The organism is Streptomyces sp. NPDC102437, assembly GCF_044765565.1.
In the GTDB taxonomy this organism is placed as follows: Bacteria; Actinomycetota; Actinomycetes; order Streptomycetales; family Streptomycetaceae; genus Streptomyces.
The window spans coordinates 1-14,675 of record NZ_JBIWKI010000079.1 but is presented as its reverse complement, the minus strand read 5'-3'; the positions used below and the strand labels follow the sequence as shown (position 1 = coordinate 14,675).

20 protein-coding genes and 4 pseudogenes are annotated in these 14,675 nt (G+C 69.7%); 15 read left to right on the top strand and 9 right to left on the bottom strand.

Going from position 1 to position 14,675, the window contains the following annotated elements:
- Positions 1-135 precede the first annotated feature (135 nt).
- The 3 genes from ACIRJP_RS40230 to ACIRJP_RS40220 all read right to left on the bottom strand — a co-directional run bounded on the left by ACIRJP_RS40230 (position 136) and on the right by ACIRJP_RS40220 (position 1,827).
- Positions 136-585, bottom strand: coding sequence for an SRPBCC family protein (locus tag ACIRJP_RS40230; RefSeq protein WP_404185868.1), 450 nt, complete (start codon positions 583-585; stop codon positions 136-138).
- Positions 586-653: 68 nt separating this feature from the next.
- A complete protein-coding gene (locus tag ACIRJP_RS40225) occupies positions 654-1,154 on the bottom strand; it encodes a DinB family protein (RefSeq protein ID WP_404185866.1) in 501 nt (166 codons plus the stop codon).
- Between the two features lie 46 nt (positions 1,155-1,200).
- Positions 1,201-1,827, bottom strand: coding sequence for a class I SAM-dependent methyltransferase (locus tag ACIRJP_RS40220; RefSeq protein ID WP_404185864.1), 627 nt, complete (start codon positions 1,825-1,827; stop codon positions 1,201-1,203).
- Between the two features lie 87 nt (positions 1,828-1,914).
- On the opposite strand from ACIRJP_RS40220, the gene ACIRJP_RS40215 reads away from it, so the two are divergent.
- Positions 1,915-2,523 carry a helix-turn-helix domain-containing protein gene (locus ACIRJP_RS40215; RefSeq protein ID WP_404185862.1) on the top strand — a complete coding sequence of 203 codons (609 nt, stop codon included), beginning with the start codon at positions 1,915-1,917 and terminating at the stop codon, positions 2,521-2,523.
- Positions 2,524-2,850: 327 nt separating this feature from the next.
- Here the strand turns inward: ACIRJP_RS40215 and ACIRJP_RS40210 are convergent.
- Positions 2,851-3,078: pseudogene (locus tag ACIRJP_RS40210) on the bottom strand (dienelactone hydrolase family protein); the annotation flags it as partial.
- Between the two features lie 17 nt (positions 3,079-3,095).
- Here ACIRJP_RS40210 and ACIRJP_RS40205 point away from each other — a divergent pair.
- The 5 genes from ACIRJP_RS40205 (at position 3,096) to ACIRJP_RS40185 (ending at position 5,419) form a co-directional block, all read left to right on the top strand.
- Positions 3,096-3,380: a transposase gene (locus ACIRJP_RS40205; protein WP_404185860.1), complete on the top strand. Its 285-nt coding sequence runs from the start codon at positions 3,096-3,098 to the stop codon at positions 3,378-3,380.
- Positions 3,377-4,120 carry an IS3 family transposase gene (locus tag ACIRJP_RS40200; protein WP_404185859.1) on the top strand — a complete coding sequence of 248 codons (744 nt, stop codon included), beginning with the start codon at positions 3,377-3,379 and terminating at the stop codon, positions 4,118-4,120. The genes ACIRJP_RS40205 and ACIRJP_RS40200 overlap by 4 nt, the downstream gene beginning before the upstream one ends.
- The gene (locus ACIRJP_RS40195; RefSeq protein ID WP_404185857.1) at positions 4,117-4,503 is read left to right on the top strand and encodes a hypothetical protein; all 387 of its coding nucleotides are present in this window, start codon (positions 4,117-4,119) and stop codon (positions 4,501-4,503) included. The genes ACIRJP_RS40200 and ACIRJP_RS40195 overlap by 4 nt, the downstream gene beginning before the upstream one ends.
- 311 nt (positions 4,504-4,814) lie before the next feature.
- Positions 4,815-5,183, top strand: a complete 369-nt coding sequence (locus tag ACIRJP_RS40190; RefSeq protein ID WP_404185855.1) for a hypothetical protein — start codon at positions 4,815-4,817, stop codon at positions 5,181-5,183.
- Complete coding sequence (locus tag ACIRJP_RS40185) at positions 5,180-5,419, top strand: hypothetical protein (protein WP_404185853.1); 240 nt, start codon at positions 5,180-5,182, stop codon at positions 5,417-5,419. The genes ACIRJP_RS40190 and ACIRJP_RS40185 overlap by 4 nt, the downstream gene beginning before the upstream one ends.
- Before the next feature lie 94 nt (positions 5,420-5,513).
- Here ACIRJP_RS40185 and ACIRJP_RS40180 read toward each other — a convergent pair whose 3' ends face one another.
- Together ACIRJP_RS40180 and ACIRJP_RS40175 are read right to left on the bottom strand one after the other, a co-directional pair.
- Positions 5,514-5,849: an STAS domain-containing protein gene (locus tag ACIRJP_RS40180; protein WP_404185851.1), complete on the bottom strand. Its 336-nt coding sequence runs from the start codon at positions 5,847-5,849 to the stop codon at positions 5,514-5,516.
- A gap of 62 nt (positions 5,850-5,911) precedes the next feature.
- Positions 5,912-6,346, bottom strand: a complete 435-nt coding sequence (locus ACIRJP_RS40175; protein ID WP_404185849.1) for a J domain-containing protein — start codon at positions 6,344-6,346, stop codon at positions 5,912-5,914.
- A 163-nt stretch (positions 6,347-6,509) separates the two neighbouring features.
- Between ACIRJP_RS40175 and ACIRJP_RS40170 the strand changes: the two genes are divergently transcribed.
- Positions 6,510-6,956, top strand: a complete 447-nt coding sequence (locus ACIRJP_RS40170) for an Hsp20/alpha crystallin family protein (protein WP_404185847.1) — start codon at positions 6,510-6,512, stop codon at positions 6,954-6,956.
- A gap of 251 nt (positions 6,957-7,207) precedes the next feature.
- Here the strand turns inward: ACIRJP_RS40170 and ACIRJP_RS40165 are convergent, their stop codons facing one another.
- Positions 7,208-7,885, bottom strand: coding sequence for a type III effector protein (locus ACIRJP_RS40165; RefSeq protein WP_404185845.1), 678 nt, complete (start codon positions 7,883-7,885; stop codon positions 7,208-7,210).
- A 107-nt stretch (positions 7,886-7,992) separates the two neighbouring features.
- Here ACIRJP_RS40165 and ACIRJP_RS40160 point away from each other — a divergent pair, with 107 nt between their 5' ends.
- The 4 genes from ACIRJP_RS40160 to ACIRJP_RS40145 all read left to right on the top strand — a co-directional run bounded on the left by ACIRJP_RS40160 (position 7,993) and on the right by ACIRJP_RS40145 (position 9,584).
- Positions 7,993-8,427, top strand: coding sequence for an Hsp20/alpha crystallin family protein (locus tag ACIRJP_RS40160; protein WP_404185870.1), 435 nt, complete (start codon positions 7,993-7,995; stop codon positions 8,425-8,427).
- Positions 8,428-8,543: 116 nt separating this feature from the next.
- Positions 8,544-8,837 (top strand): STAS domain-containing protein, encoded by a 294-nt coding sequence (locus tag ACIRJP_RS40155; RefSeq protein ID WP_404185843.1) that lies wholly within the window; start codon positions 8,544-8,546, stop codon positions 8,835-8,837.
- A gap of 58 nt (positions 8,838-8,895) precedes the next feature.
- Entirely contained in the window at positions 8,896-9,300 is a 405-nt protein-coding gene (locus ACIRJP_RS40150; protein WP_404185841.1) for a DUF2267 domain-containing protein, read from the top strand.
- A gap of 140 nt (positions 9,301-9,440) precedes the next feature.
- The gene (locus ACIRJP_RS40145; RefSeq protein WP_404185839.1) at positions 9,441-9,584 is read left to right on the top strand and encodes a hypothetical protein; all 144 of its coding nucleotides are present in this window, start codon (positions 9,441-9,443) and stop codon (positions 9,582-9,584) included.
- Between the two features lie 212 nt (positions 9,585-9,796).
- Here ACIRJP_RS40145 and ACIRJP_RS40140 read toward each other — a convergent pair whose 3' ends face one another.
- Positions 9,797-10,090 (bottom strand): helix-turn-helix domain-containing protein, encoded by a 294-nt coding sequence (locus ACIRJP_RS40140; RefSeq protein ID WP_404185837.1) that lies wholly within the window; start codon positions 10,088-10,090, stop codon positions 9,797-9,799.
- Between the two features lie 195 nt (positions 10,091-10,285).
- Here ACIRJP_RS40140 and dnaK point away from each other — a divergent pair, with 195 nt between their 5' ends.
- The 4 genes and pseudogenes from dnaK (at position 10,286) to ACIRJP_RS40120 (ending at position 14,278) form a co-directional block, all read left to right on the top strand.
- Positions 10,286-12,139 (top strand): molecular chaperone DnaK, encoded by a 1,854-nt coding sequence (dnaK, locus tag ACIRJP_RS40135; protein ID WP_404185835.1) that lies wholly within the window; start codon positions 10,286-10,288, stop codon positions 12,137-12,139.
- Between the two features lie 48 nt (positions 12,140-12,187).
- Complete coding sequence (gene grpE / locus ACIRJP_RS40130; protein WP_404185833.1) at positions 12,188-12,883, top strand: nucleotide exchange factor GrpE; 696 nt, start codon at positions 12,188-12,190, stop codon at positions 12,881-12,883.
- Positions 12,884-13,006: 123 nt separating this feature from the next.
- Positions 13,007-13,150, top strand: a pseudogene (locus ACIRJP_RS40125) (hypothetical protein); the annotation flags it as partial.
- A gap of 337 nt (positions 13,151-13,487) precedes the next feature.
- A pseudogene (locus tag ACIRJP_RS40120) lies at positions 13,488-14,278 on the top strand (Scr1 family TA system antitoxin-like transcriptional regulator).
- A 51-nt stretch (positions 14,279-14,329) separates the two neighbouring features.
- Here ACIRJP_RS40120 and ACIRJP_RS40115 read toward each other — a convergent pair.
- Positions 14,330-14,535: pseudogene (locus ACIRJP_RS40115) on the bottom strand (hypothetical protein); the annotation flags it as partial.
- Between the last annotated feature and the right edge of the window lie 140 nt (positions 14,536-14,675).

Sequence of the window (14,675 nt, the reverse complement as noted above, 5' to 3'; positions counted from 1 at the left end):
CGCCGGGCGGCCAGGACCCGCTCGCGGCCGTCGGCTTGCCCCGCCCTCCCGCGGGCACGGACACCTCGTGGGTGATCCCGGCCGACGCCCGAAGCTCGGTCGGGCCCAGGCTGAACGCGCGCTGCGGCGTAGGCATCACTGAGCCGGCTTGCACTCCTCGGCGTAGCGGGCCAGCCCTTCAGCCATGCCCTGCATGAACTTCTGGAGGTAGCGCGGCATGACCCAGCCCAACAGCCAGCTCGTCTCGTACTCGCCGCACCAGTGGATGCCCGTGCCTGAGCTCGCTATCGGCTTCAGCTCGATGCGTGCGTGATAGTTGTACATCGACGAGTTGAACGCGTCTTCGTAGGCCAAGAGGCGTCGCTCGACCTTCTCAGTTATTCGCTCCCCGGTCACGATGCGTCCCGTCCGGAAAGCCCGGACGGCGCCGACGCCGTCGTCGCCGCCGGGGTCGAGGTCGACTGACCGTGTCGTATCCAGACTGTCCACCTTGGACCACAGCGGCCAGCTTGCGGCATCGACCAGCAGCTTCCAGACGATTTCCGGCGATGCGCAGGTAGTCGCTCTGCCGTCGTATTTGTGCATGGTAGAGGGCTCCTGTGAGTGGATGCGGGCGGCGTCCCCGGCGGCCAGAAGACGCGGTCGACGCGGTATCAGCGACCGGTCGTGCCGTCGATGAGTTCGCGGAGGATGTCCGCGTGGCCTGCGTGTCGGGCGGTCTCCTCGATCATGTGGGTGAGTGCCCAGCGGATGCTGGGAGCGGTGCGGTCCGACCGCGGCCGGGGAACCGGTGCGCCCAGATCGGTGCACCCGTCGAGAACGTCGTTCGCGCGCTTGACCGCGTCTCGGTAGCGGGCGATGACATCGGCCACGCTGTCCGCCGGTGCGGCTTGAAACGTCTCCTGCCAGTCGGTGACTTCGTCCCCGAGGAACATCGAGCGCTCGACGAAAGTCAGGTGGTTGAGCAGGCCGAGCAGGTTCGTGCCCGACGGCACTGCGGCTGTTCGCACCTGCGGTTCGGGGGCGCCGTCGGTCTTCGCGGCGATCGAGGTCCGGAGGTAGTCGAGGAATCCGCGCAGGATCTCGGTCTCGTTGCTACCGGCCCGGGGCGGCGGAGTGTCGCGGCGGCGGTTGCGGCGCGTGGTGCTGGGCACCGTGGTCTCTCTCTTCCTTTGTCGGCGGCGGGGGTCGGCCGCCGTGTCAGGCGGTACGGCGGATGAGGAGGACATGGTCGGTGACCTCGGCGGTGCGCCCGTCTGGTCCGGTCGCGGTCCGGCCGGATGCGTCGGCCCGCTCGACCGTCCATGTCTGCGGGGCCAGGTTGATACCCGCGGCAACTTCCTGCGGGCTCGGGTAGCGGATGTCGGGATCCCGGTTCCACGACCATGGCGCGGCCGAGCCGTGGTCGACGACCAACAGCCGCCCGCCTGGGCGCAGTGCGTCCGCGGCCGAGCGCAGCACGGTTGCCCGGTCCAGGTCAAAGGGGGTGTGCAGGTAGTGGGCGCAGGCCAGGTCGAATCCGCCGGGCGGGAAAGACTTGTGCAAGTCGTGCCGCACGGTGGTGACGCGGTCGCCCAGGTCGTGTGAGCGGGCGAGGGCTGCGAGCTGCTCGACCGCCACGGCCGAGATGTCGACGGCGGTGACGTGCCACCCCAGGCGGGCGAGCCACAGCGCGTCGCCGCCGTCGCCGCATCCGAGGTCCAACGCGTCACCGGGCGGCAGGCCTGTCACCATCTCGGTGAGACAAGCATTCGGCTGCGGGCCGCTGGCTGCCGGTCGGGCCGCGTAGACGCCGTCCCAGAACGCGACCGCATCAGTGGTGCTCATCAAGGCTCCTTGTGTCGGTATGAATTCAGTCTTGCTGGGCACCCCACGACCTGGCACGGAAACTTGCGGTTTCGGCAAGATGGCCTGATGGATCGTAAGAAGGACGACGACGTGCTCGGCGCGGTAGGGCCGCGCCTTCGTGCGCTGCGTCGTGACCGCGGCATCACCCTTGCCGACCTCGCGGCGACGACCGGCGTGTCGGAGAGCACTCTGTCCAGGCTGGAGAGCGGACAGCGCCGGCCGAGCCTGGAACTGCTGCTGCCGCTGGCCCGCACTTATGACGTTCCGCTGGACGACCTCGTCGGTGCCCCGCGCACTGGCGACCCTCGAATACACCTCAAGCCGATCAGGCGGTTCGGGATGACGTTCGTGCCTCTGTCTCGGCGACCGGGCGGGGTGCACGCGTTCAAGATGATCATCCCCGCCCCGCCGGAACCACTCGAACCGACCCCGCAGGTCCACGAAGGCTTCGAATGGCTCTACGTGCTCAACGGACGCCTGCGGCTCGTGATCGGCGAGCGCGACCTGACACTGCCGCCCGGCGAGGCAGCCGAGTTCGACACGTCCCTGCCCCACTGGTTGGGCAGCGCCGACGGCGGCGTGGTTGAGCTTCTCATCCTGTTCGGCCTGCAAGGGGTGCGTGCGCACGTACGCAACGACTCTCACCGATCGCCGCAGGCCGGGAGCCGACGGTGAACTCAGCGAGAGTTTCTTTATGCGCGTCGATGACGCCAGCCTTTCGAGAAAGCTGACCAGGCCGTGGCCGCTGTAGGTCACGCCCGGGGATCTCACGCCGAGCAGCTGGCTGTCCTGTCGCACTGCGGCTGTCAGATGGCGGGCCGCTGACGAGCTGGGATGCCAGGTCGTTTGCGACCGCGGTGGCTTGGGCTTCTCAAGCGACCTGGCTTTTACGGAAGTTTCGTTCGCGATACAGGCGGGCCACGGCCATCGAGACATCGGTGTGGCCCGCCGTGTCGTCTGCTGGGTCGTGGCCGCTTCAGGCTTGGCTTCCGGGCTGGAGCTTCAGCTGTTGGCCAGGGTGCGATCCAGGAGGGGGAGCAGGCGATCCCAGTGGCGCTTCAGCCCGGAGGCGTTAAAGGCGTCGGTGTCGGACATGGTGAAGCCGTGGATGGTGCCGGGGTAGATCTCGGAGGTGTAGCCGACACCTGCCGCATCCAGGGCCTGGTTGAGCTCGCCGAGGGCCTCAGGTGTCATGTCGCCTTCGGCGTGGACGAGGTGGACCTGGGCGGTGAAGCTTCCCCTTGATCGTGGACACCTGGAGACTGGGACCTGAGGTTCCAGAGGAAGTACTCGTCGGCTCCACCGGCCGTACGGTCACCGAGGTCGCCCGGGATCTCGGGGTCAGCCCGGAATCCCTACGCAGCTGGTACCGCCAGGCCAAGGCGGACCGTGGCGAGGGCCGGCCCGGTGAGCTGACCAGTGCCGAGCGTGAGGAGCTCAAGCGACTGCGCAGGCAGAACGCCGAGCAGGCCAAGACGATCGAGGTGCTGCGAAAAGCCGCGGTCTTCTTCGCGAGGGAGAGCGACCGGTGAACGAGATATTCGCGTTCATCGAGGCGGAGAAGACCACCCACAACATCGCTTGGCTGTGTCGGCTGCTGAACGTGGCCCGCTCCTCCTTCTATGCCTGGCGGGCCGCTGCGAAGGACCGTGCTGCACGTCGGGCTGGCGATGAGGCCGTGGCCCACGAGATCACCGTCATCCACCTTGCGTCCCGCCACACCTACGGCATCCCGCGTATTCACGCCGAACTGCGGCGCCTGGGACGGCGCGTGAACCGCAGGCGCATTGCCCGTCTGATGCGCGAACGTGGCATCCAGGGCGCCCACCGGCGCCGCCGGCGTTCGCTGACCCGGCCGGACAAGGAGGCCAGGCCGGCCCCGGATCTGATCGGCCGCGACTTTCACGCGGAGCGGCCGGGCACGGAACTGGTCGGGGACATCACTTTCCTCCCCACGGCCGAGGGCTGGCTCTACCTCGCGTGCTGGCTGGACCTGGCCACCCGCGAGGTCGTCGGCTACGCGATGGCCGACCACCACCGTGCTTCCCTGGTCGTCGACGCGCTGCGGATGGCTCACGGCCGCGGCGACCTGCAGCCGGATGTGTTGCGCATTCGGATCGCGGCAGCACCGAATGCCAACCCTCGAAGCAACCGCGCCGATGGCCGGCGCGCCTTGCTGGGTGAGCCTGATGGCAGGGGATCTGCGCCGGGGCAAGCCCAACCGGGCCACTCCCCGCGACAGCCCCGGCGCCGGCGCAAACTGGAGGTATGAACCCCTACGAGGGGCTGGCCACCGCCGAACGCACGGACGGGACCCTGGTCCGCGTGTGGGCCGAGGTCACCGTCGCCCAGGAGCACGACGCGAAAGACGCCGACCTGCCCTGGACGGCCCGGCTGACCGCCCCCGGCGGCGAAGCACTCCTGCTGCGGGGCGCCGTCACCCTGATACTCGACTCCGGGACCCGCTGGCCCGCCGAGGTCACCTGCACCCAGCTGTCCTCCGGACCGCATTCCCCGAACTGGACCGAGATCAAGGGCACCGGGCCCGCCACAACCCGGTCAGATGTGATCACCGCCGAACGCGGCGACGGAACAAAGACCGGCGAAACCAGCGGAAGAGCCCCCGGCCCGAACCAGACCCCCGAACCCCCCTGAGTCCTCGACGCCGATCAGCCCGAGGACCGGCGGGGCTGGGCAGAGTGGGCCGGGCGCCTACCGGTCTCGGCTGGTCGATCGTCATGGTGAAGCTGACGACCATGAGCTGCTCGAACCGCGGAGGGAAGTGCGTCCCGCCGCGCCTCGGTCATCGCCCCGCGGCCGAGGGGACAGGGCGGACGGCCTCGCGCAGTGCCTCGTTCTCCCGAACCCTGCCGGCTGCGGTACGGGCGTTCAGCCCGATGTATATCTAGCCGACGACGTCCCGAGGCATCGTGAGCGCCGGGCACTCCGACCATGAAGGAGAGACCATGGCGAGGGTAGCAGTCGAGGGGACCGACATCGTCGTTCACCTGTCCTGGCGGGAGAGGGCGCTGGCACACCACCGTAATGTGCGGGTTCCGGTGTCGGCGCTGCGCCAGCTTTATATCGAGCCCGACTGGTGGCGTGCGCTTCGTGGTGAGCGTGATCGGGGCACGTGCATCCCGGGACAGGTGTGCGCGGGTGTCCGGAACCTACGGGAGGGGCAGGACTTCACGTTGGTACGTGCCGGCACACCGGTGCTGTGTGTGGGACTTTGCCGGGGCGCGCCGTTCAGCCGGCTGGCGATCTCTGTCGCCGATCCTGAGAAGGTGATGGGGACTCTCCTGCCGCTGGTCCCGCGGGATCGGCTGGGATGAAAGCGAGCGGCCTCGCTTCCGAAGACGCCGACCTGCTCGCGGCCGGCCTGAACGCGATCGACGCGGAACATCTCGCGGTCCTCGAAGTCCCGCCCACTCCGGTGCAGAAGCAGGCCGACGTCGCCTTCGAACTGGGATGCGCGATCGCCGCGATCGAACGCGCCAGTACCCATCTGCGCCGGGCGCAGCCCACCGCCGCGGAGCTGGTCTACACCGGACCGGTCCCGGGAGTCTGACCGCCGCCGGGAGGACGGTCGTGGAGCGGCTCGTGCCATCGGCGCCCTGCGGCGACTCGCGCCGCGGTGCGCGGCCGCGCGAGCCTGTCCGCGTTCAGGCAGGTCGGTGAGGTTCGACCAGGTCGGTGAGATCGAGAAGGTCGAACACGTGGGCGACGATCGGTGCCCGCACATCCGTGACCTTCAGGACGACGCCTTCTTCCTGCGCCTGGCGGTGGAGCCGTTGCAGGGCATCCGCTCCCGAGCAGTCGCAGAATCGCACCTGTGCGAAGTCGAGGTCGACGCGGTGGGGCCGGCGCGCCAGGCACTCCTTGACGCGGCTGTCGAGCTCGGGCGCGGTGGCGAGGTCGAGCTCGCCCATGACCACGACGGTGGCCTGCCCGTCCCACCAGGAGACGGCAGTACGGAATTCGTTGCCGTTCACAGCCATGGGTCCACCTCCCACCGCCGGTGCTGTACCCATTCCCAGAGAACTGCGGGGTCATCCCGCGCTCACGCGGAGGCGCCCGGCGGTTCGATCCGTACCGGGCCCGCCCGAATGAGCGGTTCGGCGCCGTGCCGCATCGCGGTGACGGCAGGAGTCGGCGCGGCGTCCCACGGCCCCGCGCCACCGCTTTCCCCGGCGACCTGTACGGACACCGGTCGGCGCGCGGCCATGGGACGGGCCCAGGCGCGGGCGGCCTGCGGGTGGGGCCGGGCGGTCTCACGTTCGGCGTCGTAAGCGGCCCGCAGGTCTGGATCGTGCAGGACCTCGTAGGCGGCGACCACCGCGCCCAGCCGCTCCGCCGATCCCGGCGCGGCGGGGCGGGTGTCGGGGTGCAGCAGGCGGACCAGCGTGCGGTAGGCCGAGGTGACCTGTCGCGCGGACGCCGTGGGCGCCACTCCCAGCACCGCGTAGTGATCGCGTCGGTCTCGCGATCCCGTCATGGCGGACCACCTCCCGGGCGACCCCGGCAAACCTCCTCATAGAACTGGATAGAACCTTGACCAACACTTGTCAAGATGTCCGGAATGTAAGCATATGGACTGATGGGTGGGCTCCCGCGAGAGCCTCATCGCTGTCACCGACCCACGAGGCGAGGGACCCGCGATGTTGATACGAACCGATCCGTTCCGCGAGCTCGACCGGCTCACCCAGCAGCTGCTGGGCACCACGGCCCGGCCGGCCGCGATGCCGATGGATGCCTATGAGAGCGACGGGTCCTTCCCGATACGCCTCGACCTGCCCGGCATCGCGCCCGAGAGCATCGACCTGAACCTCGAGCAGAACGTCCTGACGGTCAAGGCCGAGCGGTCGGCGCCGGAGATCGAGGACCGCGAGATGGTCGTCGCCGAACGGCCCTGCGGCGTCTTCAGCCGCCAGGTGTTCCTCGGCGAGACGCTCGCGGCCGACAGGATCGAGGCCGACTACGACGCCGGTGTGCTCACGATCCGCATTCCGATAGCCGAACAGGCCAAGCCGCGCAAGATCGAGATCACGAACAGCGGCGGAGCGAGTGATCTCCGCCGTGAGGCCGCGGCACTGCCGGACGTGTGAGACCTTCCCGGCCTGCTGCAGGTTTCTCCCTGCACTGCACGGCGGCCCGCTCAGTACCGGGCGGCGTGTTGCGCCGCGCGGGCCCTGGCTTGCGGCGCGATGTCCTGTTCGACCTGTCCCAAGAAGGCGTGGAGGGCTTCGCGTATGGCTTCCAGGCGGGCGCGGCGGCGCTGTCGGTTTGCATCCGGCGCCTGATGGCCGCGAGCTGGTCCTCGAACCGCTGCCAGCGCGCCTCGGTGGTGGCCAGGCGGTCAGGCGCGCCGGTGGTCGCTGTCATGGCGCAGCCGGTCGGTGTGCTGGGCGAGGTCGTCGAGGCGGTGGGCGATTCGGGGGTGGCTGCCGAGGTGGGGTCGGATGGCCGCCAGGGGGTCGAGGAGTTCGGCGGCGTCCGAGGCGCCGAGCGCGGTGTGGAGGTCATCGAGCGCGGGGTGGGCAGCGGGGGCGAGGCCGCTCAGGGCGGTGACCTGGGCGGCGAGCTGGCGCAGGTCGACCGCATTCGCGCGGGCCCAAGCGGTGACGGCGCGTTCGGCGGCGCGCCGGTCGCGGACCGCCTTGACCCGTCCGGCGCCGGTGGGCGCGCCCGGGTCGGTGGCGGGCTTGAGGCGCAGGTAGCGGTTCTCGGCGGCTTGGCGGCTGGCGACGCCCATGGGCTGGGCGAGATCGGCCCAGGTGGCGCCCGAGGCTCGGGCGGCCTCCACCAGCGGGGCCTCCCAGTTGGCGAGCTCGGTGCGCAACTCGCGCAGCAGGAGCAGGGTGGCCAGTGCCTGATCGGGGCCGGCCTGGGCTGCGGGCGGGGTCGTGGCAGGGGTGTCCTGGGCGGTCCGGACGGCCTCGTCTATGGCGGCGAGCGCCGCGGCGGCGGCCAGGAAGGACGCCGGTCCGGCTGGCGGTGGGCCGCCGGTGGCGGATGCTTCGGGCCGCTTCCCCATCGATGTCACTCCTTTGACGACTCGGGATTTGTCATCGGATGGATGACATGTTAGAACGGATTCAGGTGAAGCGCACTGGCACCCACGAGTAGATGGAGGTGTTCGCGATGCTGATGCGCACCGATCCGTTCCGCGAGCTGGACCGGCTGACCCAGCAGTTCTTCGGCACGACGGGCACGTGGTCGCGTCCGGCCCCGATGCCGCTGGACGCCTGCCGCGTCGGCGACGAGTACGTGGTCTGCTTCGACCTGCCGGGTGTGGACCCGGAGGCGATCGACATCGATGTCGAGCGGAACATGCTGACCGTCAAGGCTGAACGGCGTCCCCGCCACGAGGGCGAGGACGTGAAGTGGGAGCTGTCCGAGCGCCCGCTCGGCGTGTTCTCCCGGCAGGTCATGCTCTCCGACACGCTCGACCCCGAGGGGATCAGCGCCGACTACGAGGCCGGTGTGCTGACCCTGAAGATCCCGGTCGCCGAGAAGGCCAAGCCCCGCAAGATCGCCATCAGCCACGGCGGAAGCCGCAAGGAGATCCGGGCCTGACCACATCCCTGTGCCGTTCCGCGCTGCCCGTACCCCCCGGGCGTGCGGCGCGGGACTTCCCCGCAGCCGGCCCCGCGCCCCCCGGCCTGGTTCGCGCAGTACCGGCCGCCCGGGTCATGCACTACGGGCGGTCGGCACCGCTGGTGGTGAGGGTCGGCGGTGAGATCGACCTCGCCACCGCCCTGCGGCTTCGCCACCGGCTGGCCGCGGCGCTGAAGGCGCACCGGGAGATGGTGCTCGACTTGTCGGAGGTGACGTTCAAGGACTGCTCGGGTCTGGGCGTCCGCGTCCAGGCCCGCAACCAGGCCGACCGGTACGGCGGGCGGCTCTTGCTGCGCGGCGTCGGCGGGCCTGTGGCCAGGCTGCTCAAGCCAACCGGCCTCAGTGGCCGCCTGGCCGCCGAGCCCTGACCGGCCCCGTACGCCCACCTCGGCCTGGACCCGTGTCGGGACGAAGGGAGGATTCGCGGTGACTCTTCGATGGGAGGCGTTCTTGGACCAGGTCCAAGAACGCGGGGAGTACGACACTGCTCAGGACGCCGACCGCGCGGCCCGCGTCGTGCTGGCCCTACTCGGCGCCCACTTGGTCGGCGACGTGCGCGCGGAGCTCGCGGCCCGTGTGCCTGAGACCTTCGCCCTGATCCTGCTGAACCCCTTGCAGGCTGCCGAACCGCTCAGTCCCGAGAGGTTCGTGCGTGCCACCGCCGCCTGGATCGAGGGCGCCACCGAGAAGACCGCCGTGTGGGACATCGGGGCCGTCCTGTCCACGGTGGCCGACGCTGCCGGCGACGACCTGATGGAGCGCGTCCTGTTCCAGCTTCCGCCCGGCTACGACGTCCTGTTCGGCCGCCCCGCCCCCGGCAACCGACCCTGACCCGTTTTCGTGCCGCCGCCCGCGCCGCGGCAGCCCGTCTCGGAAGGCCACCGCCCATGCCCCGGCACCGCCGCCTGATCCAGCAGGCCCGCCGACTCGGCCGCTACCCCAGCGACGAGGAAGCCGAATGAGTCCTCGGCATGGTCCTGGCCGTCCTCGGCGCCCAGCTCACCCGCGACGAACGCTGCGAGCTGGCCGCCACGCTCCCCGAGCGGGCCCGCGCCGTCTTCGCCTCGCAGATCCACCCGTCGCCGCCTTCGTCGAAGCCGTCGCCCGAGCCCTGAACACCAGCCTCACCAGCGCCCGCTGGGACGCCTCCTGCGTCCTGGCCGCCCTCGCGACTCTCGGGGGCGAGCGGCTCACCGACCGCCTCCTCGCCCGCCTGCCCCGCGGCTATGCGCTCCTGTTCGGCCGCGCCGACCTTACCGCCGCCGCCTGACCGCCCGGGGCAGGAAACCGCCGTCGGCGCCCCGCCCGGGTGCTGCGCGGATGCGCGTCAAATACCGTGGGCCCGCTCCAGGTCGGCCTCCAACTCCTCCGCCCGGGCCTGGAGATCGAGCACCCGACGCGCGCCTTCCACGGTCCGTCCCTCGCTGATCAGCCTCTCCAGGGCCGCGAGCCTGTCGATCTCCCGGTGCGAGTACCTGCGCTGGCCGCCCGCCGAATGCACCGGCACCACCACGCCCTGCTCGTCCAGCCGGCGCAGAAAGGCCACCTGGACATGCAGCATGGCGGCCCCCTGCCCCACCGCGTAGAGCGCCGCATCCGGGTCGTCGATCGGGAGCACCACGGTCTCACCTCGCCGCTCACGAACCTCAACTCCACGTTACAGATTTCCTCCACCCCACCATCCGTTGTGCCGCAACCCGCCGGTTCCACGCGGCACCGCACCGGCGGCCAAACATAAACTTGACATTGGACGACTCAAGTTTTATGTGTCGATATAGGGAAGCTCTGTGTGTGAATGCGATGAAGGAGCTCGGAGATGACTCGCGCAGTCGGTATCGATCTCGGAACGACGAACTCGGTGGTCTGCGTGTTGGAAGGCGGCGAGCCGGCCGTCATCGCCAACACCGAGGGCGCGCGCACCACCCCGTCGGTGGTGGCGTTCGGCAAGGGCGGCGAAGTGCTCGTCGGCGAGGTCGCGAAGCGCCAGGCCGTCACCAACGTGGACCGCACCGCCCGGTCGGTGAAGCGCCACATGGGCGAGAGCGACTGGCGCTTCCCGGAGAAGGGGGACGTGGACGGCAAGCGCTACACCGCCCAGGAGATCTCGGCGCGGGTGCTGCAGAAGCTGAAGCGCGACGCGGAGGCGTACCTGGGCGAGGAGGTCACCGACGCGGTGATCACCGTGCCGGCGTACTTCAACGACTCCCAGCGCACCGCGACCAAGGAGGCCGGGGAGATCACGGGCCTGAAGGTGGCGCGGATCATCAACGAGCCGACCTCCGCCGCGCTGGCGTACGGCCTGGACAAGGAGAACGACCAGACGGTGCTGGTCTTCGACCTCGGCGGTGGAACGTTCGACGTGTCGCTGCTGGAGATCGGGGAAGGCGTCGTAGAGGTGAAGGCCACCTCCGGCGACACCCACCTAGGCGGTGACGACTGGGACCAGCGTATCGCCGACCACCTGGTCACCCAGTTCAAGAACGGCTACGGCATCGACCTGTCCAGGGACAAGATGGCCGCGCAGCGACTGCGGGAGGCCGCGGAGAAGGCGAAGATCGAACTGTCCGCCGCGACCGAGACCACGATCAACCTGCCCTACATCAGCGCCTCCGCCGAGGGTCCGCTGCACCTGGACGAGAAGCTCACCCGCGCCCAGTTCCAGCAGCTCACCGCGGACCTGCTGGAACGCTGCGAGGGCCCGTTCCGCCAGGCCGTGAAGGACGCCAAGATCGAGGTCAAAGACGTCGACCACGTCATCCTGGTCGGCGGCTCCACCCGGATGCCCGCCGTCACCGACCTGGTGAAGAAACTCACCGGCAAGGACCCGCACAAGGGCGTCAACCCGGACGAGGTCGTCGCCATCGGCGCCGCCCTGCAGGCCGGCGTGCTCAAGGGCGAGGTCAAGGACGTCCTGCTGCTTGACGTCACCCCGCTGTCGCTGGGCATCGAGACCAAGGGCGGCATCATGACCAAGCTGATCGAGCGCAACACCACGATCCCGACCAGGCGCTCGGAGGTCTTCACCACCGCTGAGGACAACCAGCCCTCGGTGAGCGTGCAGGTGTACCAGGGTGAGCGTGAGATCGCGGCGTACAACAAGAAGCTCGGCATGTTCGAACTGGCCGGCATCGCCCCGGCCCCGCGCGGTCTGCCGCAGGTCGAGGTCACCTTCGACATCGACGCCAACGGCATCATGCACGTCGGCGCGAAGGACCTCGGCACCGGCAAGGAGCAGAAGATGACCGTCACCGGCGGCTCCGCCCTGCCTAAGGACGACATCGACCGCATGATCCGGGAAGCCGAGCAGCACGCCGAGGAGGACCGCCGCCGCAAGGAGGCCGCCGAGACCCGCAACCGGGGCGAGCAACTCCTCTACGCCACCGATAAGTTCCTCAACGACAACCAGGACAAGGTTCCCGCCGACGTGAAGAGCGAGGTTGAAACGGCCCTGGCGGACCTAAAGGAGAAGCTCAAGGGCGAGGACACCGCCGCGATCCGCGCGGCGAGCGACAACGTCGCCCAGGTCAGCCAGAAGCTCGGCCAGGCCCTCTACGCCCAGACCGCCCCCGGTGCACCAGGCAGCGCGACCGGCCAGCAGGGCGAGGAGGGGGAGGAAGTCGTGGACGCCGAGATCGTCGACGAGGACGGGCACAAGGAAGGCGCCGCATGACCACCCCCGCCCAGGCCGAGCAAGAGCAGCGAAGACCAGCGCCCGCTGGTGGTCATCCGCGACAAGCGGCGCATCGACACCCTGCACCTGCGCGATGCCGGCACGAAGCGGCCGGCCGAATCCGAGGGGCGGGAGCACCCCGGCGGCACCCGACAGTGCCCCGCTGGCCGGCGGTGCCGCACCCCCGCCCGGGCAGGTCCCCGCAGAGGCCGGCAGCGAGGCGCTACGCGCCGCGCTGGCCGAACGCACCCAGGATCTACAACGAGTGAAGGCCGAGTACGACAACTACCGCCGACGCGTCCAGCGCAAACGCCTCGCCATCGGCGAAGCCGCCGTGGCCGACGCCGTCCCACCCTGCTGCCCGTCCTCGACACCATCGAACAGGCCCGCGCCCACGACGACGCCGCAGCCGGTTTCGAAGCCGTCGCGGACCGCATGCAGGTCCAGCTGGCCTCGCCGGAGACCTTGGGCAAGGAGGGTGAACCCTTCGACCCTTCGTGCCACGAGGCACTCAGCTCGACCGAATCGAACCGAGTCGACCGTCCCACCTGCACACACATCCTGCGATCCGGCTACCGGCTGGGCGAGATCCTGTTGCGCCCGGCCCAGGTGGCGGTCGAACAGCCGCTTGCTCCGGACCACCAAACCTCCGGATCGTCGCTCTCCGAGGGCACTGGCGGGCGGACGGCACCCGATCCGGAACCTGACTCCGGCGGGACAGAAGGCTCTGGTCGACGGCAATGAGCTGCCTCTCCGACCGAGGGCCGACACCGGAGCGAAGGCCGTGAAGGCCAGGTTCGGTCCGTACGGCGTCGCGGTGACGGACATGATCCTGGCCGGCGGCCGGAAGAATCTGACCGATGGCAGGTGGAGGTGAACCACGCCAACAAGGAGATCGGCCTGACCTTCAACACCGACGCGGTTCTCGCCCAGCCGATCAAGACCAGCGAGGTACGCCTCTTCGAGCTCGACAACGGCACCATGTCCCAGGCCCGGTTCGCGAAGGAGGTCTGGGACTACGAGCGCTACGCCGGGCACCGCGTCTGGGAAGGCGCCCGCGGCACGATCGGCGGGACGTACCCGTTCTGGCAGCGCCACCGATACACCCGCTCGAAGGGCTTCCCGCGGCTGCATGTGGGCTTGGCAGGCAAGGCGGAGCACCTGCTCGACAACCGCCTCCAGGCGCTCACCGCCAACCTGAAGGGCATCGCCATCGCGGTGTGGGTGAACACCCCCCGGCTCCAGCACGGCGAGCCTGGTACGAGATCGGCGTTGACGACCCGGACCGGCGCCGTCGGCGCTACACCGAACCGGCCGGCCGTTGACGGCACAGCATGCTCGCGGCGCCGTGCGGCTCACGCACCTGCGCAAGGACCCCGGCCTCACCGGGAAGGAACTCTCCGCCCGGTGTGGCTGGCATCCGGCGAAGACCACCCGCATCCCAGAAGGGCGACGCCGCGCCCTCGGACACCGACATCCGCACGTGGTGTTCGGCGTGCGGCGCCGACGACCAGGCCGACGACGTCACATCGCCACCGCCCGCGCGGTCGACTCGATGTACCTGGAATGGCGCCGCCTGCACCGCAACGGCATGCGCAAGGTCCAGCAGGACTGGAACACCCTCCACGAGCGGACCCGCGTCTGCCGGGTCTACGTCTCCAACGTGCCGCCGGGCTTCTTCCAGACCCCGGGCTTCGCCACCGCACTCATGGAGCAGATCACCGCCTTCCAAGGCACCCCCAACGACGTCGCCGAAGCGGTCGCCGCCCGTGTCGCCCGCTCCCGCTTCCTCTACGAGGGCGGCCACCGCTGCGTCGTCCTCATGGAGGAACCGTCCTGCGCTACCAAACTGCCGACCCCGACGCCATGCGCGGGCAGCTACGCCACCTCCTGGCCGTGATGCCGCTCACCTCCGTATCGCTCCCGTTCACCGCGCAGCGCACCGTGTGGCCGCTGGAGGCGTTCTATCTCCACGACGACGACGTGGCCGTGGTGGAGACCCTGACGGCTGAGATCAAGGTCAAGCAGCCGCGCGAGCTCGCCGACTACGCCAAGGCGTTCGCAGGCCTCGCGTCGATGGCCGTCTACGGCGAGCCCGCCCGCACGCTCATCCAGGCCGTAATCGACGCCCTGAAGTGAACCTCCGCAATTCCCCGCAACTTCGTTGAGAACGCGGTCCAGGGCTGCGTAGTCCTCGCCGTCGCCCCCGCCGCCGGCCCCGACGATCTGCCCGTCCTCGTCACGCCGGACGTACACCTTGCGCTTCCCGCTCGTGAGTACCCGGGAAGCGAGCTGCTCGACCAGACGTTCGTCGTGCGAACGCAGGCCCTGGTGAATCGCCGGGGGCGGAACGAGGCGCTGGCGACCAGGTTGGTGGGGTCCTCGCCGGGTGCGATCTCTCGGTTTTGTGACAGTGCAGTGAGGGACAGTGAGGGCCTGTGCTAGTACTCCAGCCGGACTTCGGTGTATGTCCTGGTAAACGGCTTGAGCGTGGGGATTGTAGCGGCGTGGTGCCGAGTGCGGGGCGGGTTCGACC